The 26,280-nt window shown below is 72.7% G+C and carries 25 protein-coding genes; 14 read left to right on the forward strand and 11 right to left on the reverse strand.

Annotated elements, in window-relative coordinates:
- The 5 genes from sucB to ACWC94_RS27240 form a co-directional block, all read left to right on the forward strand.
- The coding region (gene sucB / locus ACWC94_RS27220) for a 2-oxoglutarate dehydrogenase, E2 component, dihydrolipoamide succinyltransferase (protein ID WP_450799714.1) at positions 1-1,425 on the forward strand (1,425 nt) is incomplete at its 5' end.
- A gap of 182 nt (positions 1,426-1,607) precedes the next feature.
- Positions 1,608-2,231, forward strand: a complete 624-nt coding sequence (locus ACWC94_RS27225) for a GntR family transcriptional regulator (RefSeq protein ID WP_450799715.1) — start codon at positions 1,608-1,610, stop codon at positions 2,229-2,231.
- 282 nt (positions 2,232-2,513) lie between these two features.
- A complete protein-coding gene (gene aceE / locus ACWC94_RS27230) occupies positions 2,514-5,216 on the forward strand; it encodes a pyruvate dehydrogenase (acetyl-transferring), homodimeric type (protein WP_450799716.1) in 2,703 nt (900 codons plus the stop codon).
- A gap of 98 nt (positions 5,217-5,314) precedes the next feature.
- Positions 5,315-6,322 (forward strand): helix-turn-helix transcriptional regulator, encoded by a 1,008-nt coding sequence (locus ACWC94_RS27235; RefSeq protein WP_450799717.1) that lies wholly within the window; start codon positions 5,315-5,317, stop codon positions 6,320-6,322.
- 66 nt (positions 6,323-6,388) lie between these two features.
- Positions 6,389-6,907: a DUF4240 domain-containing protein gene (locus ACWC94_RS27240; RefSeq protein WP_450799838.1), complete on the forward strand. Its 519-nt coding sequence runs from the start codon at positions 6,389-6,391 to the stop codon at positions 6,905-6,907.
- A gap of 10 nt (positions 6,908-6,917) precedes the next feature.
- On the opposite strand, the gene ACWC94_RS27245 is transcribed toward ACWC94_RS27240, so the two are convergent.
- Together ACWC94_RS27245 and ACWC94_RS27250 are read right to left on the reverse strand one after the other, a co-directional pair.
- On the reverse strand, positions 6,918-7,076 hold the full coding sequence (locus ACWC94_RS27245) for a hypothetical protein (RefSeq protein WP_450799719.1): 159 nt from the start codon (positions 7,074-7,076) through the stop codon (positions 6,918-6,920).
- Positions 7,077-7,435: 359 nt separating this feature from the next.
- Positions 7,436-8,239 (reverse strand): peptidoglycan recognition protein family protein, encoded by an 804-nt coding sequence (locus tag ACWC94_RS27250; RefSeq protein ID WP_450799721.1) that lies wholly within the window; start codon positions 8,237-8,239, stop codon positions 7,436-7,438.
- 1,045 nt (positions 8,240-9,284) lie between these two features.
- Between ACWC94_RS27250 and ACWC94_RS27255 the strand changes: the two genes are divergently transcribed.
- On the forward strand, positions 9,285-10,469 hold the full coding sequence (locus ACWC94_RS27255; RefSeq protein ID WP_450799723.1) for a MarP family serine protease: 1,185 nt from the start codon (positions 9,285-9,287) through the stop codon (positions 10,467-10,469).
- A gap of 42 nt (positions 10,470-10,511) precedes the next feature.
- Here ACWC94_RS27255 and ACWC94_RS27260 read toward each other — a convergent pair whose 3' ends face one another.
- Positions 10,512-11,000, reverse strand: a complete 489-nt coding sequence (locus tag ACWC94_RS27260) for an N-acetyltransferase family protein (RefSeq protein ID WP_450799725.1) — start codon at positions 10,998-11,000, stop codon at positions 10,512-10,514.
- An 82-nt stretch (positions 11,001-11,082) separates the two neighbouring features.
- Here ACWC94_RS27260 and ACWC94_RS27265 point away from each other — a divergent pair, with 82 nt between their 5' ends.
- Entirely contained in the window at positions 11,083-11,976 is an 894-nt protein-coding gene (locus tag ACWC94_RS27265) for a TIGR01777 family oxidoreductase (protein ID WP_450799727.1), read from the forward strand.
- A gap of 182 nt (positions 11,977-12,158) precedes the next feature.
- Positions 12,159-13,523 (forward strand): NAD(P)/FAD-dependent oxidoreductase, encoded by a 1,365-nt coding sequence (locus ACWC94_RS27270; RefSeq protein ID WP_450799729.1) that lies wholly within the window; start codon positions 12,159-12,161, stop codon positions 13,521-13,523.
- Between the two features lie 185 nt (positions 13,524-13,708).
- Here the strand turns inward: ACWC94_RS27270 and ACWC94_RS27275 are convergent, their stop codons facing one another.
- Positions 13,709-15,178 (reverse strand): regulator, encoded by a 1,470-nt coding sequence (locus ACWC94_RS27275; RefSeq protein WP_450799731.1) that lies wholly within the window; start codon positions 15,176-15,178, stop codon positions 13,709-13,711.
- A gap of 238 nt (positions 15,179-15,416) precedes the next feature.
- On the opposite strand from ACWC94_RS27275, the gene lipB reads away from it, so the two are divergent.
- From lipB to ACWC94_RS27295, 4 genes are all read left to right on the forward strand, one after another.
- Positions 15,417-16,214: a lipoyl(octanoyl) transferase LipB gene (gene lipB, locus ACWC94_RS27280; protein ID WP_450799733.1), complete on the forward strand. Its 798-nt coding sequence runs from the start codon at positions 15,417-15,419 to the stop codon at positions 16,212-16,214.
- Between the two features lie 89 nt (positions 16,215-16,303).
- The gene (lipA, locus tag ACWC94_RS27285; RefSeq protein ID WP_450799735.1) at positions 16,304-17,269 is read left to right on the forward strand and encodes a lipoyl synthase; all 966 of its coding nucleotides are present in this window, start codon (positions 16,304-16,306) and stop codon (positions 17,267-17,269) included.
- 216 nt (positions 17,270-17,485) lie between these two features.
- Positions 17,486-17,683 (forward strand): SCO2195 family GlnR-regulated protein, encoded by a 198-nt coding sequence (locus tag ACWC94_RS27290; RefSeq protein ID WP_450799736.1) that lies wholly within the window; start codon positions 17,486-17,488, stop codon positions 17,681-17,683.
- A gap of 58 nt (positions 17,684-17,741) precedes the next feature.
- Positions 17,742-18,431, forward strand: a complete 690-nt coding sequence (locus ACWC94_RS27295; RefSeq protein ID WP_450799737.1) for a DUF4191 domain-containing protein — start codon at positions 17,742-17,744, stop codon at positions 18,429-18,431.
- 36 nt (positions 18,432-18,467) lie between these two features.
- On the opposite strand, the gene ACWC94_RS27300 is transcribed toward ACWC94_RS27295, so the two are convergent.
- Complete coding sequence (locus tag ACWC94_RS27300; protein WP_450799738.1) at positions 18,468-19,643, reverse strand: ferritin-like domain-containing protein; 1,176 nt, start codon at positions 19,641-19,643, stop codon at positions 18,468-18,470.
- A 193-nt stretch (positions 19,644-19,836) separates the two neighbouring features.
- Between ACWC94_RS27300 and ACWC94_RS27305 the strand changes: the two genes are divergently transcribed.
- Both ACWC94_RS27305 and ACWC94_RS27310 read left to right on the forward strand, forming a co-directional pair.
- The gene (locus tag ACWC94_RS27305; protein WP_450799739.1) at positions 19,837-20,922 is read left to right on the forward strand and encodes a right-handed parallel beta-helix repeat-containing protein; all 1,086 of its coding nucleotides are present in this window, start codon (positions 19,837-19,839) and stop codon (positions 20,920-20,922) included.
- A 61-nt stretch (positions 20,923-20,983) separates the two neighbouring features.
- The gene (locus ACWC94_RS27310) at positions 20,984-22,048 is read left to right on the forward strand and encodes a methyltransferase (RefSeq protein ID WP_450799740.1); all 1,065 of its coding nucleotides are present in this window, start codon (positions 20,984-20,986) and stop codon (positions 22,046-22,048) included.
- 190 nt (positions 22,049-22,238) lie between these two features.
- Here the strand turns inward: ACWC94_RS27310 and ACWC94_RS27315 are convergent, their stop codons facing one another.
- From ACWC94_RS27315 to ACWC94_RS27340, 6 genes are read right to left on the reverse strand one after another with little or no spacing between them, the layout of a single operon-like run.
- Complete coding sequence (locus tag ACWC94_RS27315; RefSeq protein WP_450799741.1) at positions 22,239-22,571, reverse strand: TcmI family type II polyketide cyclase; 333 nt, start codon at positions 22,569-22,571, stop codon at positions 22,239-22,241.
- 19 nt (positions 22,572-22,590) lie between these two features.
- Positions 22,591-23,070, reverse strand: a complete 480-nt coding sequence (locus ACWC94_RS27320; RefSeq protein ID WP_450799742.1) for an SRPBCC family protein — start codon at positions 23,068-23,070, stop codon at positions 22,591-22,593.
- A gap of 1 nt (position 23,071) precedes the next feature.
- The gene (locus ACWC94_RS27325; protein ID WP_351244748.1) at positions 23,072-23,326 is read right to left on the reverse strand and encodes an acyl carrier protein; all 255 of its coding nucleotides are present in this window, start codon (positions 23,324-23,326) and stop codon (positions 23,072-23,074) included.
- Positions 23,327-23,349: 23 nt separating this feature from the next.
- On the reverse strand, positions 23,350-24,594 hold the full coding sequence (locus ACWC94_RS27330) for a ketosynthase chain-length factor (protein WP_450799743.1): 1,245 nt from the start codon (positions 24,592-24,594) through the stop codon (positions 23,350-23,352).
- Between the two features lie 7 nt (positions 24,595-24,601).
- Entirely contained in the window at positions 24,602-25,861 is a 1,260-nt protein-coding gene (locus tag ACWC94_RS27335) for a beta-ketoacyl-[acyl-carrier-protein] synthase family protein (protein WP_450799744.1), read from the reverse strand.
- On the reverse strand, positions 25,858-26,259 hold the full coding sequence (locus ACWC94_RS27340) for a cupin domain-containing protein (protein ID WP_450799839.1): 402 nt from the start codon (positions 26,257-26,259) through the stop codon (positions 25,858-25,860). Before ACWC94_RS27340 ends, ACWC94_RS27335 begins: the two co-directional genes overlap by 4 nt.
- Positions 26,260-26,280 lie beyond the last annotated feature (21 nt).

The raw sequence follows: 26,280 nt of genomic DNA on the forward strand, positions 1-26,280 counted from the left end.
CCGACCAGCTGGTCATGCCCCGGGATCGAGGCCACCGGCACGGACGTGGTCCTGCCCGCGCTCGGTGAGTCCGTCACCGAGGGCACCGTCACCCGCTGGCTGAAGTCGGTCGGTGACTCCGTCGAGGCCGACGAGCCGCTGCTCGAGGTCTCCACGGACAAGGTCGACACCGAGATTCCGGCGCCCGCCTCCGGCGTGCTGCTGGAGATCGTGGTGAACGAGGACGAGAGCGCCGAGGTCGGCGCCAAGCTCGCCGTCATCGGCGCCCCGGGTGCCGCCCCGGCCGCCGCTCCGGCTCCGGCCGCCCCGGCCCCGGCCCCCGCTGCCCCGGCCCCCGCCGCCGCTGCTCCGGCTCCGGCCGCCCCCGCGGCACCGGCTGCCCCGGCCCCCGCCGCTCCGGCCGCGCCCGCTCCGGCCGCGCCCGCCGCTGCCCCGGCTCCGGCCGCTCCGGCCACCGCGCCGACCTCGCCGACCGCCACCCAGGCGACCGACGAGGGCGCGTACGTCACCCCGCTGGTGCGCAAGCTCGCCGCCGAGAACGGCGTCGACCTGGCCACCGTCAAGGGCACCGGCGTCGGCGGCCGTATCCGCAAGCAGGACGTCATCGCCGCCGCCGAGGCCGCGAAGGCCGCCGCTGCTCCGGCGCCCGCCGCCGCTGCCGCCCCGGCCGCCGCGAAGAAGGCCCCGGCGCTGGAGGTCTCCCCGCTGCGCGGCCAGACCGTCAAGATGCCGCGCATCCGCAAGGTCATCGGCGACAACATGGTCAAGGCGCTGCACGAGCAGGCCCAGCTGTCGTCGGTCGTCGAGGTCGACGTCACCCGTCTGATGAAGCTGCGCGCCCAGTCGAAGGACTCCTTCGCGGCCCGTGAGGGCGTCAAGCTCTCCCCGATGCCGTTCTTCGTCAAGGCCGCCGCGCAGGCGCTGAAGGCCCACCCGGTCATCAACGCCAGGATCAACGAGGCCGAGGGCACGATCACCTACTTCGACTCCGAGAACATCGGTATCGCGGTGGACTCCGAGAAGGGCCTGATGACCCCGGTCATCAAGCGCGCCGGCGACCTCAACATCGCGGGCATCGCCAAGGCCACGGCGGAGCTGGCCGGCAAGGTCCGCGCCAACAAGATCACCCCGGACGAGCTGTCCGGCGCGACCTTCACCATCTCCAACACCGGTTCGCGCGGCGCCCTCTTCGACACGATCATCGTGCCGCCGGGCCAGGTCGCGATCCTCGGTATCGGTGCCACGGTCAAGCGTCCGGCCGTCATCGAGACCGAGGAGGGCACGGTCATCGGCGTCCGCGACATGACCTACCTGACCCTCTCCTACGACCACCGCCTGGTCGACGGCGCCGACGCGGCCCGTTACCTGACGGCGGTCAAGGCGATCCTGGAGGCCGGCGAGTTCGAGGTCGAGCTCGGCCTGTAAGGCACCCGGCCGTCACGGCCGCAGGGCACCCCGTCCGGAGCTTTCCGGGCGGGGTGTTCGTGTTTGTCGGGATGCTCAGCGTGTAAGGCTCGTCTCACCTGCGCAAAAGCACCCCTACGCGCCCTACCCCCGGAGCGAACCCGCCGTATTGTCTAAACGTCAGCCCTCCCTAAGGAGCCCCCATGACCGCGCCCGTCGTCCACTCGCTGCGCGAACAGATCCGCGAGCACATCGTGGAGGGGATCGTCAGCGGGCGCTGGCAACCGGGTGAGCGGATCGTGGAGCGCCGGATCGCCACCGAGCTGGAGGTCAGCCAGACCCCGGTGCGCGAGGCCCTGCGCGAGCTGGAGTCCCTGCGGCTGATCGAGTCGGCCCCCAACAAGGGCGTGCGCGTCCGCAACCTCACGGCGGCCGACCTGGAGGAGAGCTACCCGGTCCGGGCCGGTCTGGAGGCCATCGCCGCGGAACTGGCCGCGGACCGCCTGGCGGAGGACTGCTCGGCCCTGGAGCCGCACGTACTGGCCCTGTACGACGCCGACCGCGACGCCGACGGCACCGCCCAGGTGCGCCACACGGTGGGCTTCCACCGCGAACTCGTGCGCGCCGCGCGGAACTCGGTGCTGCTGCACACGTGGGAGGGCCTCGGCATCGAGGTCTTCACGGCGCTGTCGATCCGCTGGCTGGGTACGGTCCAGCAGTCGTACGCGGAGGAGCACGAGGAGCTGGTGGCGGCCTTCAAGAGGCGTGATGCGCGCATCGCGGAGATCGTCAAAGCCCATGTCCTGGGGTGCGCCCCGCGCGCCTGACGCAGTCGAGCATTTCCCCGCTCACCTGCGAAAACAAGGCGATTTCGCGTCACCCGGTGCCATCACCGAAGGCACCGGGTGCCTACTTTCTCGGTTTCAAGACTTTTTGGCCCTCCACCCTTTGATCGATCATCGATCAGGGAGTTACAGTCGCCGACGGACACGCGACGGAGTCGCAACTCGACGCCGCCACCGCAGTCCAGCCCTGTCCTGCCAAAGACCTAGGGCACCCCTGAACCCTTACCGATGAGGGAACCCCCTTCGACTGAGGAAGGCGGCGACATGACCGACCCCCACGCCATCCAGCCGAGCGCGCTCGACCAGCTCCCCGACCGCGACCCGGAGGAGACCGCCGAATGGCAGGCCTCCCTCGACGCCGTCGCCCGGGAGGCCGGGCCGCACCGCGCCGCGTACCTGATGCGGCGCACGCTGGAGCGCGCCGAGGCGGGCGGCATCGCGCTGCCGAAGCTCCTCGAGACGGACTACGTCAACACCATCCCCACCTCCGCCGAGCCGGCCCTGCCCGGTGACCCGGAGATGGAAGCGCGGATCACCGCGTGGAACCGCTGGAACGCGGCGGCGATGGTGACCCGCGGCAGCAAGTACGGCGTCGGCGGCCACATCGCCACCTTCGCCTCCGCCGCCTGGCTGTACGAGACCGGCTTCAACCACTTCTTCAAGGGCAAGGAGGGCGACGGCTCCGGCGACCAGCTGTACATCCAGGGCCACGCCTCCCCCGGCATCTACGCCCGCGCCTTCCTCGACGGCCGGCTGAACGAGCACCACCTGGACAACTTCCGCCAGGAGGCCGGCGGCAACGGCCTGCCGTCGTACCCGCACCCGCGCCGCCTGCCCTGGCTGTGGGAGTTCCCGACGGTGTCGATGGGTCTCGGCCCGCTCTCCGCCATCTACCAGGCGCGCTTCAACCGCTACCTCACCAACCGCGGCATCAAGGACGTCTCCGCCTCGCACGTGTGGGCGTTCCTCGGCGACGGCGAGATGGACGAGCCGGAGTCGACGGCGGCCCTCGCGCTCGCCGCCCGTGAGGAGCTGGACAACCTCACCTTCGTCATCAACTGCAACCTGCAGCGCCTGGACGGCCCGGTCCGCGCCAACTTCAAGATCGTGCAGGAGCTGGAGGCCCAGTTCCGCGGCGCCGGCTGGAACGTCGTCAAGACGCTGTGGGGCTCCGCGTGGGACGAGCTGTTCGCGCTCGACACCACCGGCGCGCTCGTACGCCGCCTGCGCCAGGTACCGGACGCGCAGGTCCAGACGTACCAGACCCGTGACGCCGCCTACATCCGCCAGGACTTCTTCGGTGCCGACCCGGCGCTGGTGGAGATGGCGAAGCTGCTGAGCGACGACAAGATCCTCGAGGTCTTCCACCTCTCCCGCGGCGGTCACGAGGCCCGCAAGGTCTACGCCGCGTACAAGGCCGCCGTCGAGCACAAGGGCGCGCCGACCGTGATCCTGGCCCAGACGGTCAAGGGCCACACCCTGGGCGAGGGCTTCGCGTCGAAGAACGCCAACCACCAGATGAAGAAGCTGACGGTGGACGAGTTCAAGACGATGCGCGACCTGCTCGGCCTGCCGATCAAGGACAGCGACTTCACCGACGGCGTGGTCCCCTACGGCCACCCGGGCGCCGACTCCCCCGAGGTCCGCTACCTCCAGGAGCGCCGCGCGGCCCTCGGCGGCCCCGCCCCGGCCCGCCGCACACACGCGCTGGCTCCGCTGCCGGCCCCCGCGGAGAAGGCGTTCGCCTCCTTCGACAAGGGCTCCGGCGCGCAGAACGTGGCGACCACGATGGCCTTCGTCCGCCTGGTCAAGGACCTGGTCCGCGACAAGGAGACGGGCAAGCGATGGGTGCCGATCGTCCCGGACGAGGCGCGCACCTTCGGCATGGAGAGCCTGTTCCCGTCCCTCGGGATCTACTCGCCCAAGGGCCAGACGTACGAGCCGGTCGACCGCGACCAGCTGATGTACTACAAGGAGGCCAAGAACGGCCAGATCCTCAACGAGGGGATCACCGAGGCCGGTTCGATGGCCGACTTCATCGCCGCGTCCACCGCGTACGCGACGCACGGCGAGGCGATGATCCCGTTCTACATCTTCTACTCGATGTTCGGCTGGCAGCGCACCGCCGACCAGATGTGGCAGCTCGGCGACCAGCTCGGCCGCGGCTTCCTCGTCGGCGCCACGGCGGGCCGCACGACCCTGACGGGTGAGGGCCTGCAGCACGCCGACGGCCACTCCCCGGTCATCGCCGCGACCAACCCGGCCGCGCTGACGTACGACCCCGCGTTCGCGTACGAGATCGCGGTGATCGTCCGTGAGGGTCTGCGCCGGATGTACGGCGAGGCCAAGCCGGGCGAGGACCAGAACGTCTTCTACTACCTGACGGTCTACAACGAGCCGCTGCCGCAGCCCGCGAAGCCGCAGGGCCTCGGCATCGACGAGGGCATCGTCAAGGGCCTGTACCGCTTCAACACGGCGGAGTCCGCGGGCGTGACCGCCCCGGCGAACGCCCCGCGCATCCAGCTGCTGGGCTCCGGTACGGCCATCCACTGGGCCCTCGAAGCCCAGAAGCTGCTCGCCGAGGAGTGGGGCGTGGCCGCCGACGTGTGGTCCGCGACCTCCTGGTCGGAGCTGCGCCGGGACGCGATGGAGTCCGACGCGGCCCTGCTGCGCGGCGAGGAGCGCGTGCCGTTCGTCCGCCAGGCGCTGCAGGGCGCCGAGGGCCCGGTCCTGGCCGTCTCCGACTACATGCGCCAGGTCCCGGACCAGATCGCGCAGTGGGTCGAGCAGGACTGGTCCTCGCTGGGCGCCGACGGCTTCGGCCTGTCGGACACCCGTGAGGCCGCCCGCCGCCACTTCGGCGTCGACGCCCAGTCGATCGTCGTCGCGGCCCTGGCCCAGCTCGCCAAGCGCGGCGAGGTGAAGGCCACGGCGGTCAAGGAGGCCCGGGAGAAGTACGGGCTGTAATCGGCCCAGGGTCCGATGAAGGGGTACGGCGACCGCCGTACCCCTTCTCCTTTTGCCGGATCCGGCCGATGTCAGTGGCCCCGGGCATCATGAAGGGCATGCGTGCCGCCCGGCTCATCCACATGGTGCTCCTCCTCCAGTCCCGGCAGAGCATGACCGCCGCCGAACTCGCGCGGGAGCTGGAGGTGTCGGAGCGGACGGTCACGCGGGACGCGCAGGCGCTGTCGGAGGCGGGGGTGCCGGTGTACGCGGACCGGGGGCGGGCCGGGGGGTACCGGCTGGTCGGGGGGTACCGGACGCGGCTGACGGGGCTGGCCAGGAGCGAGGCGGAGGCCCTGTTCCTGAGCGGGGTGCCGGGGGCACTGCGGGAGATGGGCCTGCAGGACGCCGCGTCCGCCGCCCGGCTGAAGGTGTCCGCGGCGCTGCTGCCGTCCCTGCGGGACGCCCCGGACAGCGCCGCGCAGCGGTTCCACCTGGACGCGCCGGCCTGGTTCCGGGAGCCGGAGACGCCGGCGCTGCTGCCGGTGGTCGCGGAGGCGGTGTGGGACGACCACCGCGTCACCGCCCGGTACCGGCGGGGCGAGGAGGAGGTGGAGCGGCTGCTGGAGCCGTACGGGCTGGTCCTGAAGGCGGGTGTCTGGTACCTGTGCGCGCGGGTGGCCGGTGGCTCCTTCCGGACGTACCGGATCGACCGGTTCAGCGCGGTGGAGCCGCTGGAGGAACGCTTCGCCCGTGATCCGGACTTCGACCTGCCCGGCCACTGGGCCGAGCAGGCCGAGCGGTTCGCACGCTCGCTGCTGCGCGCCGAGGTGGTCGTACGGCTGTCCCCGGAGGGCGTGCGCGGGCTGCGGCACGCCGTCGACCCGATGTCGGCGCGGGAGGCGCTGCGCGAGGTGGGCGAGCCGGACGGGGCCGGCTGGGTGACGGTGACGCTCGCGGTGGAGTCCGAGGAGGTCGCCCACGCGCAGCTGACGGCGCTCGGCGCGGACGTCGAGGTCCTGGCCCCCGGGAGCCTGCGGGAGCGGTTCGCGGCGAACGCGGCCCGGCTGGCCGCGCTGTACGACGGTCCTCGCGGGGCGCCGGGCGCAGGTGCGGGCGCCGGGTAACGATCCGCCGTACTCCGGCGCACTCCGCGTGCGTCCCTCCGGTGGAGGCCCGATGCTGGTGGCGTGATGGACGAGACGGAGTTCTGGGAGCTGATCGACGCCGCCCGCGAGAGTGCCGAGGGCGATCCCGAGGAACAGGCCGACGTGCTCGTGGACCGGCTGCTCCAGCTGGACCCCGACCTGGTCCTGGACTTCGCCCGTCACTTCGAGGCCCGGTACAACCGCGCCTACCGCTGGGACCTGTGGGGCGCCGCCTGGGTACTGCTGGACGGGGCCAGCGACGACGCGTTCGACTTCTTCCGGTGCTGGCTGATCGGCCAGGGCCGCGAGGTCTACGAGGGCGCCCTGCACGATCCGGACTCGCTGGCGGAGCTGCTGGCCGACTTCGACGAGGAGATCGACGGCGACGGCGAGGAGCTGGGCTACGCGGCGGACGAGGCGTACGAGCAGCTCACCGGCACCGTGGCGCCCGATCTGGGGATCGCCCCGGCGCCCGCCGAGCCGGAGGGGACACCGGTGGACTTCGAGAACGAGCGGGCGCTCGCCGAACGGTTTCCCCAGCTGTGGGAACGCTTCCGGGGGTGACCGCCCCCGCTCAGCCGGCCGTGCGCCCGCGGGCGGGGCCGGCCGGCAGGCGGGCCTGGGTCCCGTCGGCCCTCACCGGGTGGTGCAGCGGGGCGGCGTTGGCCTGCTCCAGGGCGGACGCGGTGAGCGCGGCCGGGCCGAGGACGACCGTCGCGACCGCGCAGACCACCGCCCAGGGACGCCACGCGGTCCGCGGCCTGCTCGTCTGCTCGGCGGCTCCGGTACGGGTAGGTACGACCGCTGTTCATGCTCCCCACCTCCGGTCGGCTGGTGACGCGCACGACCGTAGGGCGCGGGGCTCTCAGGAGGCTGCGAGGCGGCTGGGCCCTGTCGTCACACTCCCGTCGTCGCCCGGAGGGCGGCCCTGCGGCGTCAGGTGCGTGCTCTCGCCGTGCCGGGCGCTGACCCTCGTACTGGATGTCCTTGGGTCCGCGCCCGGTGCGGCGAGTGGGGGCACCTCCCACGCCCTTGAGGCAGTGAGGGAGCGTGCATGGCGTCGCGGGGCAGACGGGAGTGTGACGACAGGGCTTAGGGCGTTCCTGTGGACGGCGGCGCCGACGGGGGCCGGTGCCGGAGGGCGGCGGCCCGGCCCTGGAGCCGGGCGGCCTTCTCCCTGATCTCGGGGAGGCGGGCGGCGAGGGCGGCGCCGGGGCAGTTGGTCATGAACCCGGCGTTGTGGCCGGAGAGGGCGGGCAGGGTGGCGGCGGTGCCGGCGTGGTAGCGGCTGTGGCTGCTGCTGGAGACCAGGCGGACGGTCGCGCGCGGGTCGACGTCGGCGAGGCCGAGTTTCCACGCGGTCAGCGCGGCGATCGCGTCGGTCATGGCCCGGGGCACGGGGACGCCGGCGGTGAAGGTGCCGAGGGCGGCGATGCCGGCGGTGCGGTGGTTGAAGCCCAGGGTGTGGGCGCCGGTGACGGGCCGGTCGACGCCTCCGGCGCGGCCTTCGTAGATGGTGCCGCAGCGGTCGACGAGGAAGTTGTAGCCGATGTCGTCCCAGCGGCGGTCGCCGGTCTGCCCGGCGTACAGGTGCTGGATGATGCGCGGCGCGTCGGCGCAGTCGTACGCGGTCGGCGAGTCGGTGTGGTGGACGAAGACGGCGACCACCTTGTCGTCGTAGCGCGGGGGCGGCTGGGTGCGCCGGGCGGTGCCCAGCCAGACCGAGCGGGGCACGATGTGCGGCCGGGCGGCGCGGTGGGCCGGGGCGCGGGCCGGACCGGGCCGGTCGAGACGGACCGCCTCGGGGCGGTCGGCGTCACGGGCACACAGCACGAGCGCGAGCACGGCCACCACCGCGGGCAGACAGCCGAGCAGCACCAGCAGGACCCCGGGCACCCGGCGACGGACCCGGCGCCACCTTCGCGACCTCTCCGGCGGCTCCGGCGGTCCCGGCACGGCCGCTGCTCCGGCGAGCCCGGACCCCTGCGGCGTCCCGAGCGTTGCGGCGTCCGCCGACGGCCTCGGTGTCCCCGGTGTCCCGGAGTCCGAGGCCCCGGACGTCCGCGGGGCCCCAGGCGCCTCGGCGGTTGAAGACGGCCCGGGCATCCCGGCGGCCCCGGAGGCTCCCGACGACCCCGGCATCCCAGACGTCCCGACGATCTCGGACGGCCCCGACATCCCGGAGGCCCCGGAGATCTCCGACGGCCCCGGCATCCCGGAGGCCCCGAGGACCTCCGACGGCCCCGGCATCCCAGAGGTCCCGACGATCTCCGAAGGCCCCGACATCCCGGAGGCCCCGAAGATCTCCGAAGGCCCCAGCATCCCGGAGGCCCCGAGGACCTCCGACGGCCCCGGCATCCCGGAAGTCCCGAGGACCTCCGACGGCCCCGGCATCCCGGAGGCCCCGAGGACCTCCAACGCCCCCGACATCCCGGAGGCCCCGAGGACCTCCGACGACCCCGACGTCCCCGAACCCCATGTCGCCGGGATCTCCTCCGCCTCCCGTCTCCCGTCGGCCCTCGCGTCCTCCTGGGCCTGCCGACTCCCGTCGGCCCCGGCGCTCCCCTGAGCCTCCCGACTCCCGTCGGCCCCCACGCTCCGCTGGACCTCCCGACTCCCGTCGGCCCCCGCGGTCTCCTCCGCCTCCCGGCTCTCCGCGCTCTCCGGCGTCCCGGGCGTTCCGGGTGTCCTGGAGGGGTGCCGGGTCGCGGGCCTGTGCAGTGTTCTTCGGGCGGCGTGCATGATCCCACTCTCGGGGGGCGGGGGCGTGTCCGCGATGTGCGCTGTGCCACCCGGCGGAACCATCGTCCCGGTCCGGGACGTTTCTGGGGGTACACACATACGTGGCCGGTGCGCCGCCCGGTGGTCGTGCCCGAGTGCGGGCGACTGATCACCGGGCCCGTCCCGTCCGTACTGAGGGGTCCGAGAGAAAGGCGGCTCCGTGGACCTGCTCGACCTGGTGCTTGTGCTGGTCATCCTCGTCTACGCGGCGTCCGGTTACCGGCGCGGGCTGGTGGCCGGCTGTGTCTCGCTGGCCGGCTTCGTGGGCGGTGCCGTCGTCGGCGTGTGGGTGCTGCCCTGGGTGACCGGCCTGGTGGAGCGGGGTACGGCGCAGGCGACGGTGCTCGCGGTGGTGACGGTCCTGGTGCCGGCGGTGCTGGGGCACGAGCTGGCGGGCCGGCTCGCGCTGCGGCTGCGCGGGGAGCTGGACCGGGGTCCGCTGCGGGTGGCGGACGGCATAGGGGGCGCGGCGGCGAACTCGGTCGCGGTGCTGATCGTGGCCTGGGTGGCGGCGAGCGTCCTGGCCGCGGCCCCCTCACAGACCCTGACCACGGCGATACGGAACTCGACGCTGCTGGGCGCGGTGCAGCAGGCGATGCCGGACACCACACCCGCGTGGTTCTCGCGGGCCACGTCGGCGCTGACGGAGGCGGGTTTCCCTCAGGTCTTCAACCCGTTCGAGAACGAGTCGACAGCCCAGGTGGCCCGGCCCACGGGGGACAGCGTCACCCCGGCCGCGACGCGCGCCGCGAAACTGAGCACGGTGAAGATCGAGGGGGTCTCGGGCAGCGAGGGCCGCGAGGGCAGCGGGTTCGTCTACTCCGCGCGGCACGTGATGACCAACGCCCACGTGGTGGCCGGCATCGACCACCCGAGCGTGCGGGTGGGCGGTGTCGGGCGGTCGTACGAGGCCCGGGTGGTCCTCTTCGACCCTGACCGGGACGTGGCGGTGCTGTATGTGCCGGATCTGCGGGCCCCGGTGCTGCGCTTCGACCCGAGCGCGGTGCGCGGCCAGCCGGCGGTGGTGGCGGGCTATCCGCAGGACGGCAGCCTGAACCTGCAGGCGGCGACGGTGGCCAGCCGGGTGCGGGCCACCGGGCAGAACATCTACAGCGACGGCGCGGTCACCCGGGACATCTACTCGATCCGGTCCACGGTCCGGCCGGGCAACTCCGGCGGCCCGCTGCTGACCACGGACGGCAGGGTGTTCGGCGTGGTCTTCGCCCGCTCCACCTCCGACGCCGAGACGGGGTACGCGCTGACGGCGGACGAGGTGGCGCGCGACGCCCGGCGCGCCGCCAGGGCGACGGTGCCGGTGGACACGGGGCAGCTGGTCAGCTCCTAGGCCCTGTCGTGCGGAGCATCCCGGCGTCGCGGGGCACGGCGGTCACAGGCGCCGGCCCATGAGCACGTCGTCGACATAGGCGCCGTCGAGGAGGAACTCCCCCGGCTGCACTCCCTCGACGGCGAACCCCTCGGACTCGTACAGCGCGCGGGCCGGGGCGTTGTGCCCGAGCACCCGCAGGCTCAGCCGCCGTGCCCCGCGCCTGCGCGCCTCCTCGACGGCGGCCCGGATCAGCGCGCGCCCGACGCCCTGCCCGCGGGCCTCGTCGGCCACGGCGAGGCCCTGGATCTGCAGGACGTGCGCGTTGGTGGCGAGCGGGGTCGGGCGGGCGATGCGGACATAGCCGACGAGCCGCCCCTCGGCTTCGGCGACCAGGTAGTCCCCCGGGACGTGGCGCTCGTCGAAGAACGGGCTGTACGGCGGCTGAGGCTGCGGCGACACGGCGTGCAGGGTGGACCAGGTGGCCCGGTCGAGGACGGCCAGTTCCTCTGCGTCGTCGGCCACGGCGGTGCGTATGTACGGCTCCGGCATGACGATCACCCTACGGCGGGCGGCCGGGTCGCCTCACGGGGTTTTCGCGCGGGCGCGCCGGGACCGTGGGCATGCTGGGGCCATGGAGCGTATGCGAATCGCCGTGGCCGGCGCGTCCGGGCTCATCGGCAGCGCCCTGGTGCGGTCCCTGACCGCGGACGGGCACGAGGTGGTGCGACTGGTGCGCCGGGCGGCGGCGGGCCCGCGGGAGGTCTGCTGGGACCCCGAGGGGCGGTACGTCGACGCGGCCGGGCTGGCCGGCTGTGCCGCGGTGGTCAATCTGGCCGGGGCCGGGATCGGCGACCGCCGCTGGACGCCGTCGTACAAGCGGCTGCTGCGGGACAGCCGGGTGCTGGGTACGGCCGCGCTGGCGGAGGCGGTGGCCGCGCTGCCCGAGCCGCCGCGGGTGTTCGTCAGCGGCAGCGCGATCGGGATCTACGGCGACACCGGCGACCGGGTGGTGGACGAGGACGCGCCGCCGGGCGACGGATTTCTGCCGTCGCTGTGCGTGGAGTGGGAGGAGGCGGCGGCCCCCGCGCGGGAGGCGGGCGTACGGACGGTGTTCGCGCGTACGGGCCTGGTGGTGGCGCGGGGCGGTGGTGCGTGGGGACGGCTGTTCCCGCTGTTCCGGGCGGGGCTCGGGGGGCGGCTGGGTGACGGGCGGCAGTACTGGTCGTACATCGCGCTGCACGACGAGGTCGCCGCGCTGCGGTATCTCATCGATCACGGCACGCTGTCCGGACCGTTCAACCTGACGGCGCCGCAGCCGCTGACGAACCGTGAGATCACGGCGGCGATGGCGCGGGTGCTGCGCCGCCCGGCGCCGTTCGCGGTGCCCGCGCCGGTGCTGCGGGTGGCACTGGGCGAGCTGGCCGGTGATGTGCTGGGCAGCCAACGGGTGGTCCCCCGGCGGCTGTTGGCGTCGGGGTTCCGGTTCGCGTTCCCGGGGATCGATGACGCCATCCGGGCGGCGTGACGCACACAGGAGACCTTCTGAGATCCCATGTGACCGCATGCGACCTCCATGCGACCGTGCCCTGTTGATGCGCGACTGTTCGTGACCGATCGCAGCCCTAACCTCGACCCGAACTCGGGTATCCCCGGAGCCAGTTGGGGGCATGACGTCTCCACCGGCCGCGCAACCACAGGAGGGGCCTCGTGCTTGAGCCCGCGTACCAGGTGGACGTCGTCATCGTGGGAGCCGGAATCGCCGGCCTCTCGGCGGCTCACCGGCTGACCAGCGCAGGAATCTCAACCGCAGTCCTTGAGGCCGCCCCTTGCTTGGGCGGCCGCATGTCGACGGAGAAGGTCGACGGCTTCCGGCTCGACCGCATCGGACACCTGATGTCCACGTCCTACCCCGAACTCCGTACGTCCCCGGGCCTGGACTCCCTGGTCCTGCGCACCTTCGCGCCCGGCGTCCTGCTGCACCGCGACGGACGGGCGCACCGCGTCGGCGCACCGGCGGCCGGAGGGAGCGCAAGGGGCGCACTCCATGTGGTGCGCGCCCTCGCAAGCGCCCCCAGGGGGCCGGCGGCCACCCCCGGCCGGGTCGGCGCGCCGGTGGGCGGCGCGGTCGACCAGGCCCGCCTCGGCACCGCCCTGGGCCGGATCGCCACCACCCCCGTCGAACGCATCCTGGCCCGCCCCGAGATGCCCGCCGGACAGGCCCTCGCCCAGCGCGGGATGCCGGGGCGCACGGTCGACGGCTTCCTGCGCCCGCTGCTCGCCACGCTGCTGTGCGACCCCGGTCTGAGTACCTCCAGCCGGTGCGCCGACCTCGCGCTGCGCGCCTTCGCCGGCGGCCGGCTGTGCGTGCCGGAGGGCGGCGCGGAGATGCTGCCGGAGGTGCTGGCGCGGGCCCTGCCGCCCGGCACCGTGCACACCGGGGTGCGGGTCACCTCCGTCTCCACGACCGCGGTGACGACCGCCGAGCACGGCGAGATCCGCTGCCGGGCGGTGCTGCTGGCGACGGACGCGCGGGCCGCGGCGGAACTGCTGCCGGGCCTGCGGGTGCCGGAGTTCCACCCGGTGACCGTGGTCCACCACACCACCGACGATCCGGCGCCGGCGTTCTCGGCGGGTACCTCGCTGCTGCTGGACGCCGACCGCGGCGGGCCGGTGGCGCACACGGCGGTGCTCAGCAACGTGGACCCGGGCCGGGCGCCGGTCGGCCGGGTGCTGATCTCCTCGACGGTGCTGGGCACCCCTCCCGAGGGAATCGACACCGCGGTCCGCATCCACCTCGCCCGGCTCTACGGCACCTCGACGCGCCGCTGGGAGACACTCGCGGTCCATCACACCCGGGAGGCCGTCCCGGCCATGCGCCCCCCACACGACCTGCGCCGTCCCGTACGCCTCCTGGCCGGCCTGTACGTCTGCGGCGACCACCGCGACACCAGCACGGTCCAGGGCGCCCTGCACTCGTCGCACAGGGCCGCGGCTGCGATTCTGGCCGACCTGGGCACGGCGGGGTCGATGCACAGGGCGGACCCGGCGCCGACGCTGCCGCGCGCGGCGTAGACCGGCGGCGGAACGCGGGCGAGGGTGCGGTGGGTTCGGCACCGCCGGTCACCGCCCTCGCGGTCGCCCGGCATCGCGGCGGGGATTCCCACCGGCGGCTCCGAAGGACCGCCGTCACGATCCGCCGCAACGGTGCTCGGCCACGACGACCCGGCCGGCGGTGCCGAACCCTGCTCGGCCCGCCCTCAGCCCAGAGCAGCGACCTTCTCCCGGTACCCCCGCACCGGTGCCGCGTCCCGGTACGGCTCCAGTCGGCGTTCGAAGTCCCGCACGTACTCCACCGCGCGGGCGCTCCGCATCTCCGCGGCCTGGCCGGCGGCCTCCGCGGCCAGCACGCACGCCTGGTCGAGTTCGCCGAGGCCGAGCCGGGCCGTGGCGAGGACGACCCGGCAGAAGAGCCGACTGCGGGCGTAGGAGGGCGCACGGAGCTGCAGCGAGCGTTCGGCGTGCTGGGCGGCCGCCCGGAACTGCTGCAGATCCCGGTGGCAGTGCCCGAACTCGTCGGCGAGCTGTGCCTCGTCGAAGAACCTGGCCCAGTACGGCACCTCGTCCCCGGGCCGGGCCGCCTCCAGGGCGCGCTCGGCCCGCACGAGCGCCGCCGTGCACGCCCGCACCTCGCCGAGCACGCCGTGCGCCCTCGCTTCGGAGGCGTGCAGCAGCGCCTGCACCACCGGCGGGCCGCCGGTGCCCGCACCCTGCTGGGCGACCCGGGCCAGCTGCACGGCCTCCCTGCCGTGGCCGAGATAGACGGCCTGGCGGCTCATGGTCACCAGGACGTACGAGCCGTACGCGCGGTCGCCGGCCGCCTGGGCGAGCCGTAGGGCCTGCACGAAGTAGCGCTGGGCGAGCCCGTGCGCGGCGATGTCGTACGAGGTCCAGCCGGCGAGCCGGGTCAGGTCGGCGGCCGCGGCGAACAGGCGGCGGCCGGTCTGCTCGTCGTAGGCGCCGCGGAGCATCGGCTCGCACTCGTGCTCCAGGTAGCGGACCAGGGCCTGGCGGGCATGGCCGCCGCCGAACCGGTCGTCGAGGGTGCGGAACAGCTCGCCGACCGAGCGCAGCGCGTTGATGTCGCCGCCCGTGACCTTGTGGCCGGGGGCGCGCTCGGCCTGCCCGCGTGACCGGGGCGGCACCGCGAGCACCGGCCGGGCCTGGAGTCTGGCCGGGGCCGGGCGGCCCTGCGGGGGCACCCGGGGTGTCTGCTCGCGGGCCACCTTGTCGTCCGGCTTGCCGATCAGCCAGTCCCGGCTGGGCACCACGAGCCCCGCCGGGGTGAAGGCGATCTTGCGCAGCTCGGCGTGACTGCCGGAGTCCTTGCGCCACAGCCCGCTGACGATGTCGACGGCCTCCTCCGGGGTGGCCGCGAACTCCAGCCCGGCGTACACCGGCGCACACGCGTCCAGACCCAGATCCTGTGCGGTGAGCCGGCGCCCGAGCCGGCGCGTGAACACCTCCGCGATGAGGGCGGGGGTCGTACCGCGCGGCTGCTGTCCGCGCAGCCAGCGGGTGACCGAGGTCTTGTCGTATCTGAGGTCCAGGCCGTGCTCCAGCCCGAGCTGGTCGACGCGACGAGCCAGACCCGCGTTGGAGAACCCCGCCTCTGCGATGAGCGCGGCGAGCTGGCGGTTGGGGGTGCGCTGCGCGGGTCGGTCCGTCATCTGCGGTGCGGTCTCCTGCCTTCCGTGCCTCTGAAGTGCCGGATTGCCTTTGAGCAGCCCTTATGGCCGCACGAACGGCGTGAATGTAGCGGAGAGTGAACAGGCGATCACACCCTTCCCGCCGCATTCATCCGATCGTGTGAGGAACGCCCGCAGGGCTGACGTACGCCGGTCGGTCGTACAGTGGCGTGGGCGCGTTATGTGCCTGACACACCGGTCGCTGAGGGAGGCGCTTGCCGTGAGTGAGTTGCGGTTCGTCCGCATGGGGTTCGGTGCGGATGCCGTCGATTACCAGGAGGCGTGGGACGAGCAGCGCCGGGTGCACGCGGCCCGGTTCGCCGACGAGGTCCCGGACACCGTGATCTTCCTGGAGCACCTCCCGGTCTACACCGCCGGCCGGCGCACCGCCGACAGTGAGCGTCCGCTCGACGGCACCCCCGTCATCGACGTGGACCGCGGCGGCAAGATCACCTGGCACGGCCCGGGCCAGCTGGTGGGCTACCCGATCCAGAAGCTCCCCCGTCCGGTGGACGTGGTCGCGCACCTGCGCCGCCTCGAGGAGGCGATGATCCGGGTGTGCGCCGAGTTCGGCATCGAGGCCTCCCGGGTCGAGGGCCGCGCCGGCGTCTGGGTCCTCGGCGACCCGATCGAGCAGCGCCCCGCGCTCGGAGGGCTCACGCTCGACTTCGACCCGCGCGGCGACGACGAGGAGTTCGACCACCGCCTCGTCGGCCCCGAGTACGCGCCCTCGCGCGCGGGCCGCCGGCACGAGGACCGCAAGATCTGCTCCATGGGCATCCGCGTCGCCAAGGGCGTCACGATGCACGGCTTCGCGCTGAACGTGAACCCGGACACGGCGAGCTTCGACAAGATCATCCCGTGCGGCATCCGCGACGCGGGTGTCACCTCCCTCTCGCACGAACTCGGCCGCGAGGTCACCATCGACGAGGTACTGCCGATCGCCGAGAAGCACCTCCAGGACGTCCTCGGGAACGCGGACCTGAAGCCTCGGGCGATCGAGAAGGCGTCCGCCTGAGCCAGCCCAGGCCAGAACCAACTCCGGGCCACCAAATCCACGGGCGTACCCTTGGGAGCGCCGAAGAATCAATCGCTAGGGAGCCGGTCGTGTCCGCAGTCGCACCCGACGGACGCAAGATGCTGCGCCTGGAGGTCCGCAACAGCCAGACCCCCATCGAGCGCAAGCCCGAGTGGATCAAGACCCGGGCGAAAATGGGTCCCGAGTACACGAAGATGCAGAACCTCGTGAAGAGCGAGGGCCTGCACACGGTCTGCCAGGAAGCCGGCTGCCCGAACATCTACGAGTGCTGGGAGGACCGCGAGGCGACCTTCCTCATCGGCGGCGACCAGTGCACCCGGCGCTGCGACTTCTGCCAGATCGACACCGGCAAGCCCGAGGCCCTGGACCGCGACGAGCCGCGCCGCGTCGGTGAGTCCGTGGTCACGATGGACCTGAACTACGCCACCATCACCGGCGTCGCCCGCGACGACCTGGAGGACGGCGGCGCCTGGCTGTACGCCGAGACCGTGCGCCAGATCCACGCGCAGACGGCGGACCGCGAGGCCGGCCGCACGAAGGTCGAGCTGCTGGCCCCCGACTTCAACGCGGTCCCCGAGCAGCTCGCCGAGGTCTTCTCCGCCCGCCCCGAGGTCTTCGCGCACAACGTCGAGACGGTCCCGCGGATCTTCAAGCGGATCCGCCCCGGCTTCCGCTACGAGCGCTCCCTGAAGGTCATCACCGAGGCCCGCGACTACGGGCTGGTGACCAAGTCGAACCTGATCCTCGGCATGGGCGAGACCCGCGAGGAGGTCAGCGAGGCACTCAGGCAGCTGCACGAGGCGGGCTGCGAACTGGTCACCATCACCCAGTACCTGCGCCCCTCCGTCCGGCACCACCCGGTCGAGCGCTGGGTCAAGCCCGAGGAGTTCGTCGAGCTGAAGGAGGAGGCCGAGCAGATCGGCTTCTCCGGCGTGATGTCCGGTCCCCTGGTGCGGTCGTCGTACCGCGCCGGGCGCCTGTACCAGATGGCCGTCGAGAAGCGTGGCACCTACATCGCCACGCAGGCTGTGTGAATTCGCGCACAAGCACTTACTGGCCAGTAATGGCCGAGTCGACGCGGTCCTGACCGTCCTCGCTGATGAGGGCGGCATCAGGGCCGCGTCAGTGTTTCAGTGCTCTGTATCAAGGCTTCATTGGCGTTTGACCGGTCGGACACGCCCTGGTAACACCAATGAGTGACTCTGGTATCACGCCCCGTACACCACCCGCTCCGAGGGGGGACCTCGATCATGCAGGCCGCGCCCGTACGCGCCACCGCCATCCCGTCCTTCACCGATGCCCTCCGCGCCGTCGAGTCCCTGCTCATGAGCGGCGGTCAGCGCACCGCCCGCCGCAACGCGTGGACCTCCGTGCTGGAGGACCGCCGGCGCGCCAAGGACCGGGTCGAGGCGCAGCGTGTCCTGGATCAGGCCGCCGACCGCTCCTGACCCGTCGCCCCGGGCACTGCCGTCGTCCGCACTCCCGAGGACACGTAGACTTCGTGGCATGGCGAGGAAGGAACCCGCGGCGGACGCCGCGAACGCAGGGCGACTGAAGCAGATCGCTCTCACGTACAAGATGACCCGCAAGGCCGACACGAAGATCGGTCTTGTACTCGCGGCCGTCGGCATCGGCACCCTCGGTGTCTTCCTCGCGATCGGCTTCTTGCTCGGCCACCCGATCTACCTGGGCATCTTCGGCCTGCTGATCGCCCTGCTGGCCACGGCCATCGTGTTCGGCCGCCGGGCCGAGCGGGCCGCCTTCGGCCAGATGGAGGGTCAGCCGGGCGCCGCCGCCGCCGTGCTCGACAACATCGGCCGCGGCTGGACGACGACTCCGGCGGTGGCGATGAACCGCAGCCAGGACGTGGTGCACCGGGCGGTCGGGAAGGCCGGCATCGTGCTGGTCGCCGAGGGCAACCCGAACCGGGTGAAGAGCCTGCTGGCCGCCGAGAAGAAGAAGATGAACCGCATCGTCGCGGACGTACCAGTGCACGACGTGATTGTCGGCACCGGCGAGGGCCAGGTCGAGCTGAAGAAGCTGCGCACGACGCTGCTGAAGTTCCCGCGCGTGCTCGCCGGTCCCCAGGTGACGGCCACCAATGACCGGCTGCGGGCCATGGGGGACCTGATGAGCAACATGCCGGTGCCGAAGGGGCCCATGCCCAAGGGCATGCGCATGCCCAAGGGGCGCTGACGGCGGCGGGGCCGCACCGCGATGCGGCCCCGCCGATCAGCTGAGCCGGAACTGGGGGCCGTAGGTGCCCGGGGCGTCCGGGACGGGTGTCTCCATCAGTTCCACCGCCGGGTCCTCCATCGCGTGCATGGCGCGGACCGCCGCGCCCAGACTGCGCCCGCCACCGCCGCCCCACGCCTCGTCGAGGCCGTCCAGGACCGCCGCGTAGGTGCTGTCGAACTGGTCCAGCAGTCGCTGGACCTGGGACGGGGGGCGGTGCCAGCCGTCGGGTGGGACCGGGGCCATCGGGCGGGCGGCCGGGAAGGGCACGGGTGCGCCGGTGAACTCCCAGCCGCCGGCGGTCCTGCGCAGCCGTCGGCCGTGGTAGATCTCCGCGAAGGCGTAGTAGTGCGCCGGGTGGTCGTTCTGGAAGGCGTCGGACGGGGAGCTCGCGGTGCCCTCTCCCTGCTCCCTGACGATCTCCAGGGACCGCTCGACGTCGTCGAGGCCGGTGACCGGCTCCAGCACGTCCGAGCCGATGCGGTCGGACAGCTGCCCCTCGGCCGACAGGTACGGCGCGATGCTCCGGAACGCCGCCTGCAGGTCGCCGTAGAAGCCACCGATGGTGGGCGGCTGCACCGCCGTACGGGCGAGCGGGGCCTCGGGTGCTTCGATCGCCATCATCACGTCGTGCACGAAGGCCCTGGTGAGGCCCGAGAGGTACACGTTCAGCCCGGCGCGCACACCGCCGGGCAGCGGACCGGGATAGCGGGGCGCCGCGTCCTTGAGCCTGGGGCGTCCGCCCACGGCCACGAGCAGGTTGCAGACGACGCCCAGGTGGTACATCTCGTCGTCGATGATGCGCCGGATCAGCTGCGCCGCCTCGCCGCGGCGGTCCCTGACCGACCACCAGCCGCACAGATACGGCGGGATGGTGGCGAGTTCGAGCCGCACGGCGAGCTGCAGGGCCGAGCGGAGCCACTCGATCCCGCGGTCGCCCCCGGGCACCGCGAGCAGGCGGGCCACGGAGTCGCGGCCGGACGCCGAGCCGGGCGTGGAGCCGAGTGGGGAGCCGGGTGGGGTGGCCGAACCGCCGCCCGGGCCCGGCGCGGCCAGTGCGGGAGCGGCGCCCGGGAGCGGTGCGGTGGCGGCCAGGGCGGCCGATGCCAGGAAGCCCCTGCGCCCGACCGGGGCGACCGCCGGCCCGTCCGGATGTTCGCTCGTGCCCGTCACGTTGCCTCCGCTCCGCCATGCCCCCGGTGCCGCAGACGGCGGCCGGGACCTTTCGACAGCTGGCGAAGCTAGCAAGCCGGGGCGGCCGTTCCCGGGACGTCCGGGCGCCGGTGTGGCGCGGACCGGCCCCTGACACGCCGCCGAACGGAGCATCCTGCCGGTAATCGGCTCATGCGCTCCTAGCCTTCCGAATGTGACAAAACGCCATATCCCGCACATTGCCTGCAGCACCGCAGTCCTCGGCGCGCTCCTCGGCGCCGCCCCGGCGTCGGCCACCCCTCAGGTGCACGTCGTGCATCCGGGTGAGTCGATCCAGAAGGCGGTGGACGCCGCGCGGTCCGGCGACACGGTGCTCGTGCAGGCCGGCACGTACCACGAGAGCATCGAGGTGACCACGTCCGGGATCACGCTGCGCGGCGTGGGCCCGGACACCGTACTCGAACCGCCCGCCACCGACGCCAAGACCAAGAGCGGCGCGACGGACAAGAAGAGCTGCGCGGGGCAGGGCAACGGCATCTGTGTGGTCGGAGCCAAGAACCAGCCCGTCCGGAACGTCACCGTCGCCGACCTGACCGTGACCGGATTCGCCAAGATCGGTGTCATCGCCGTGGGCGCGGACGGCCTGACCGTACGCGCGGTGACGGCCGACAAGAACGGCCAGTGGGGCATCGCGGAGGAGCGCTCCACCCGCAGCGTCTACCGGCAGGACATCGCCCGCTCCAACGGTGACGCGGGCCTGTTCCTCGCCAACACCATCACGGCGGAGCAGGGCGCCGCCGACACCCAGGGCACCGTCCTCGACCAGAACCAGCTGGAGGGCAACCGGATCGGCATCACCGTCCGCCGGCTGCGCAACCTCACCGTCAAGCACAACTACCTCACCGGCAACTGCGCGGGTGTCTTCGTCGTCGGCGACGAGAACAAGCCGAAGGCGGGCGCGCTGACGGTCAGCCACAACCTCGTCGAGCAGAACAACAAGTACTGCGCGGCGACCGCGCGGCTGCCCTTCCTGCAGGGCTCCGGCATCATCCTGACCGGCACCGAGGACACCGTGGTGACGCACAACCTGGTCAGCGACAACTCCGGTGCGTCCCCGCTGTCGGGCGGGATCGTCCTGTTCAAGAGCTTCGTGGGCGCCACGAGCGAGCGGAACCGGATCTCGGGCAACTGGCTGGGCGGCAACGGCCCGGCGGACCTCGTCAACCAGGAAGCCACCAAGAGCAGCAACGTCTTCCAGCGCAACCTCTGCCGGGCCTCGAAGCCCGCGGGACTGTGCTGACCGGACGGCCGTACCCCACCCAGGCGCCGTATCCCACCCAGGCAAGGAAGGAAGGCGGCACATGACCGCACCATCCCCCGAGCTCTCGGCTCCCCCCGCGCAGGGGGCACCCCCGTCCCCGCCGCCGTCGATGCGGCTGAGAGAGCTCGTGTTCGGGGCGGCGTGTGCCGCCGCCGTCCGCGCGGCGGCCCGGCTCGGGGTCGCCGACGCGCTCGGGGACGCTCCGATGGCCGTGGAGGACCTCGCGGCCGCGGTGAAGTCCGAGCCGAAGCCGCTGCGCCGGCTGTTGCGCGCCCTGTCCTGCTACGGCGTCTTCGCCGAGCACCCGGACGGGACGTTCGGCCACACCGAGATGTCCCGGCTGCTGCGCGAGGACGACCCGCACAGCCTGCGTGACATCTCCCTGTGGTGCACCGAGCCCTGGACGTGGGACGCCTGGCCGAAGCTGGACGAGGCGGTGCGCACCGGGAAGAACGTCGTCGAGGGCCTGTACGGCAAGGAGTTCTTCGTCTACCTGAACGAGGACGCCCCGGAGTCGGCCGATGTCTTCAACCGTGCGATGACCACGTCCAGCGAGCAGTCGGCGCGTGATGTCGCCGCGCTGCTGGACCTGTCCGCCAGCAGGTCGGTGGCGGACCTCGGCGGCGGGCAGGGGCATGTGGTGGCCAGCCTGCTGGACAAGTACCCGGCGATGCGGGGCTGGCTGCTGGACCTGCCGCGGGTGGTGGACAACGCCCTGCCGCGGCTGCGCCCGGGCGGGGACCTCGCGGAGCGGGCGCGGATCGTGCCGGGTGACATCCGCGAGTCGGTCCCGGTCGAGGCCGACGTCTACATCATCAAGAACATCCTGGAGTGGGACGACGAGTCCACGGCCAGGCTGCTGGGCAACGTCGTCGAGGCGGGCGGCCCCGGTGCGCGGGTCGTGGTCATCGAGAACCTCGTCGACGACACCCCGTCGATGCGCTTCAGCACCGCGATGGACCTGCTGCTGCTCCTGAACGTCGGCGGGGCCAAGCACACCACCCAGAGCATGGTCGGACGGCTCGAGGCGGCGGGTCTGACCGTCGGCGACATCCGGCCGGTCAACCCCTATCTGCACGCGTTCGACTGCACGGTCCCCGTGTGAGCCGCGCCTTCCCGCACGACACCGGTGCCGGGGCCCCGCGGGGCGCCGGCGCCGGCACCCGGTGCCGGGTGGGGGGTGAAGCGCGCTCCGGCGCCGGCCGGGGCCGCGTGGGGCGCCGGGCCTCCCCCCCCCCCCGGGGGGGGGGCCCGGGGGGGCGGGGGGCCCGGGCACCGGTGTCCGGGAGGGGGGATCAGGCGCCGGCGTCGCGCTCCCAGAGGTAGAAGCGCTGTGCCATCGCGTCCTTCGGGGACCGCCAGGTCTGCGGGTCGTACGCGCTGACGTACGCCGAGAGCCGCTCGCTGACCCCCTTGAACTCGGGGTGCGAGGTGACCTTGGCGATGGCCGGTCCCGGCTCGCGCTCGGACTCGATGAGGTGCAGGTACACATCACCGAACTGGAAGAGGCTGCGCCGGACGACCCCGACGAGGTGCGGCAGCTCTCCGCGGTCGGACTCCGCGAACACCTTGGCGATGTCGGGGGCGGAGCCCGGGGCCATGCGGGCGACGATCAGGGCCTGGTGCACGGTCGTGTCCTCCGTCCGGCTAGTCGGCCAGGGCCGGGGCGGGCCGGTGACCGGCGGCCGCCTTCTCGATCTTGTCGCGGATCAGGGCCAGCTGGACCTTGGAGTTCTTGTTGATGTTGTCGGTCATCCAGGCGTCGTCGACGGGGGCGTCCGGCTTCATCGCGAAGTCCTGGGTCCACACCATCCGGGTGCCGGCCGGTACCTCCTCGTACCGCCAGTGGATGTTCATGTGGGCGAAGGGGCCGGTCTCGACGCGGCGGGCCGTGACGGTGAGGCTGTCGCGGTCCGGTTCGCGCTCGGAGACCCAGCTCCAGACGGTGCCGTTGTCGTCCGGGTGCATGGTCAGCCGGAACGTGGTCTTCGCGCCCTCTCTCTTGAGGACCTCCACCGACGCGTACTCGCTGAACAGCTGGGGCCAGCGCTCCAGGTCGTTGGTCATGTCCCAGACCAGGTCCAGCGGGGCGGCGATGGTGATCTCGTTCTGGGTGTGTCCTGCCATCTCAGGCTCCTGCCATCAGGGTGCTGTTGACGAGGTTGAGGAACTGCTGGGGCGTCTTGCAGCGCTCCGCGTCGACCGGCATGGGGGTGCCGTGTGCGTTCTCCAGCTCGCCGACGATGCCGAGCAGGCCCAGCGAGTCGACGCCGAGGACGTCGAAGCCGGTGTCGGGCTTCTCCTGGAGCTGCTGTGGGCTGACGGTGACTCCGGCAGCCTTCTTCATCAGCGCGGCGAGTTCTTCCACGGTGATCTGGGACATGTGCTTTTCCTCCTTTGCTGTGCTCACTGCGCGGCGCCGTGCCGCAGCACCAGCGCAGAGTTCGACCCCATGAGTCCGCGGCTGAGCACCAGTGCCGTGCGCAGCTCGGCGGGCCGGGCGCGGCCGGTCACGAGGTCGAGGTCGTGGCAGACGTCGAAGACGTTCGGCGTCGGCGGGATGAGGCCGTGCTCCAGGGCGAGCACGGCCGCCGCGGTGTCGAGGACGGGAGCGGCGCAGTATCCCCGGCCGATTCCGGTCTTCGGTGCCGTGACGGGCACCCGGGTGCCGTGCTCACCGAGTGCGTCGGCGATGGCCAGGGCCTCGGCCCGGTCCGCCTCCGGCACGCCGAGTGCGTCGGCGAAGACGACGTCGACCTCGTCGGGGGCGCAGCCGGCCTCCCGCAGGGCCTGCCGGATCGCGTGGGCGAGGCCCTCGCGGGACTCCGTCCAGCGGGAGGCGCCGGTGAAGGTCGCCCCGTGTCCGGCGACGACGGCCCGGACGTCGGCGCCGCGGTCGCGGGCCGGGCCCGCCGCCTCGATCACGAGCATCGCGCCGCCCTCGCCCGGCACGAACCCGCAGGCTCCCTCCGTGAACGGCCGGTAGGCACGGGCCGGGTCGGTCTCGCGGCTGAGTTCCTCGTAGCCGAGCTGGCAGACCATCGAGTACGGCGCGAGCGGCGCCTCGGTGGAGCCGGCCACGATCGCGTCGGTGCCGCGCCGCACCGCCCGGGCCGCGTGGGCGAGGGCGTCGAGTCCGCCGGCCTCGTCGGAGGCGACGACCGAGCAGGGACCCTTGAAGCCGCGCCGGATGGACACCTGGCCGGTGCTGGCGGCGTAGAACCAGGCGATGGACTGGTACGGCCCGACGAACCGGCTGCCCTTGCCCCACAGTTGCTGGAGTTCGCGCTGGCCGAACTCGCCGCCGCCGGACCCGGCGGCGGTGACCACGCCGATCGAGTAGGGCGCGTCGGGGGTGTCGGCCTGGCCGAGCCGGGCGTCGCCGAGCGCGAAGTCGGCGGCGGCCATGGCGTAGTGCGTGAACCGGTCGGTCTGGACGAGGAAACGCTCCTCGATCGTGGCCGCCGGGTCGAAGGCGCGGACCTCGCCGGCCACCTTGAGGGGAAGGTGCTCGCAGCCCTCGCGGGTGACCCGGTCGAGGACGCTCAGGCCCTCCTGGGTGGCCTTCCAGAAGGTGTCGGTGCTGGTGCCGTTGGGCGCGACCACCCCGATACCGGTGACGGCCGCCTGCCGGTCCTGCGGTTCGCTCATCGTGTCCTCACTCCCTCGGCCGGGTCAGGATCACCGCGGACTGGAAGCCACCGAACCCGCTGCCCACGGACAGCACGCTGGTCAGCTGGCGTTCGCGGGCGACCCGGGGGACGTAGTCCAGGTCGCACTCGGGGTCGGGGATCTCGTAGTTGGCGGTCGGGGGTACGACCTGCTTGGCGAGGGCCAGCACGCAGGCGACCAGTTCTATGGCGCCGATCGCCCCGAGGGAGTGCCCCACCATGGACTTGATGGAGCTCATCGGGGTGTCGTAGGCGTGGTGGCCGAGCGCCCGTTTCACGGCCGCCGTCTCGTGGCGGTCGTTCTGCCGGGTGCCGGAGCCGTGGGCGTTGACGTAGTCGATCGCGGTGGGGTCGAGCCGGGCCTGGTCGAGGGCGGTCTTGATGGCCCGCGCCATCTCCAGACCCTCCTTGGTCAGGCCGGTCATGTGGTAGGCGTTGCCGAAGGTGGCGTAGCCGCCGAACTCGCAGTAGACGCGGGCGCCGCGGGCCCGGGCGTGTTCCAGTTCCTCCAGGACGAGCACCGCCCCGCCCTCGCCCATGACGAAGCCGTCACGGTTGTTGTCGAAGGGCCGGGAGGCGTGCGCGGGGTCGTCGTTGTTCGGGGAGGTGGCCTTGATCGCGTCGAAGCAGGCCATGGTGATCGGGGAGATCGGCGAGTCCGCGGCCCCCGCGATGCATATGTCGGCCCGGCCTTCCTGGACGGTGTGGAAGGCGTATCCGACGGCGTCGAGTCCCGAGGTGCAGCCGGTGGACACGGTCTGCACCGGACCCTGGGCGCCGAAACGTTCCGCCACTGCGGAGGCCGCGGTGCTCGGCGAGAACGCCCGGTGCAGCTGCGGCTCCGCCTTGTGCGGGTCCACGTCCCAGCGCTGCCCGCGGTTGCTCACCAGGACGTAGTCGTGCTCCAGACGGGTGGTGCCGCCGACGGCGGTTCCGAGGGAGACCCCGATCCGCCACGGGTCCTCCCGGGCGACGTCGAGACCGGAGTCGCGTACCGCCTCGTCTCCGGCGACCAGGGCGAACTGTATGTACCGGTCCGCCCGTTCCACCTGCTCGCCGTCCAGACCGTGCGCCGCCGGGTCGAAGTCGCACTCCGCGGCTATCCGCGACCGCAGCCCGGCGGGGTCGAAGAACGTGATGCCGCGCGTCGCGGTACGGCCTTCGGCGAGCAGATCCCAGAACGCCGGCACGCCGATCCCGCCCGGGGCCACGATGCCTATACCGGTCACCGCCACGCGCCGGGTCATGATCGGGCCTGCCCCGCCTCGGCGGCGACGGCCACCGGTGTCTCCTCCGTGTCGACGTGGCCGAGGCTCGGACGCGGGGCCAGCGGGCCCAGGTGGAAGACGATCCGCGCCTCCACGTTGCCGACGTTGCGGAAGCGGTGCCGCATGCTGATGGGGATCATCAGCCCCTGCTCGGGCCGCAGCGGGTGCGGCTCGCCGTCCAGGTCCACCTCCAGCTCGCCGCAGACGACGTACACGAACTCCTCGGAGTACGGGTGGTAGTGCTCGGCGATGCGGTCGCCCGGCTGCACCAGGGCCACGCCCATGAAACCGCTGGTCGAGCCCACCGTGGCCGGGGTGAGCATGGCGCGCAGATCGCCGCCGCGCCGGGTGTTGGGCTCGACCTCGCTGAGGTCCACGATCTTCGGAAGGGGTTTGAT

The organism is Streptomyces sp. NPDC001135 (assembly GCF_053598395.1).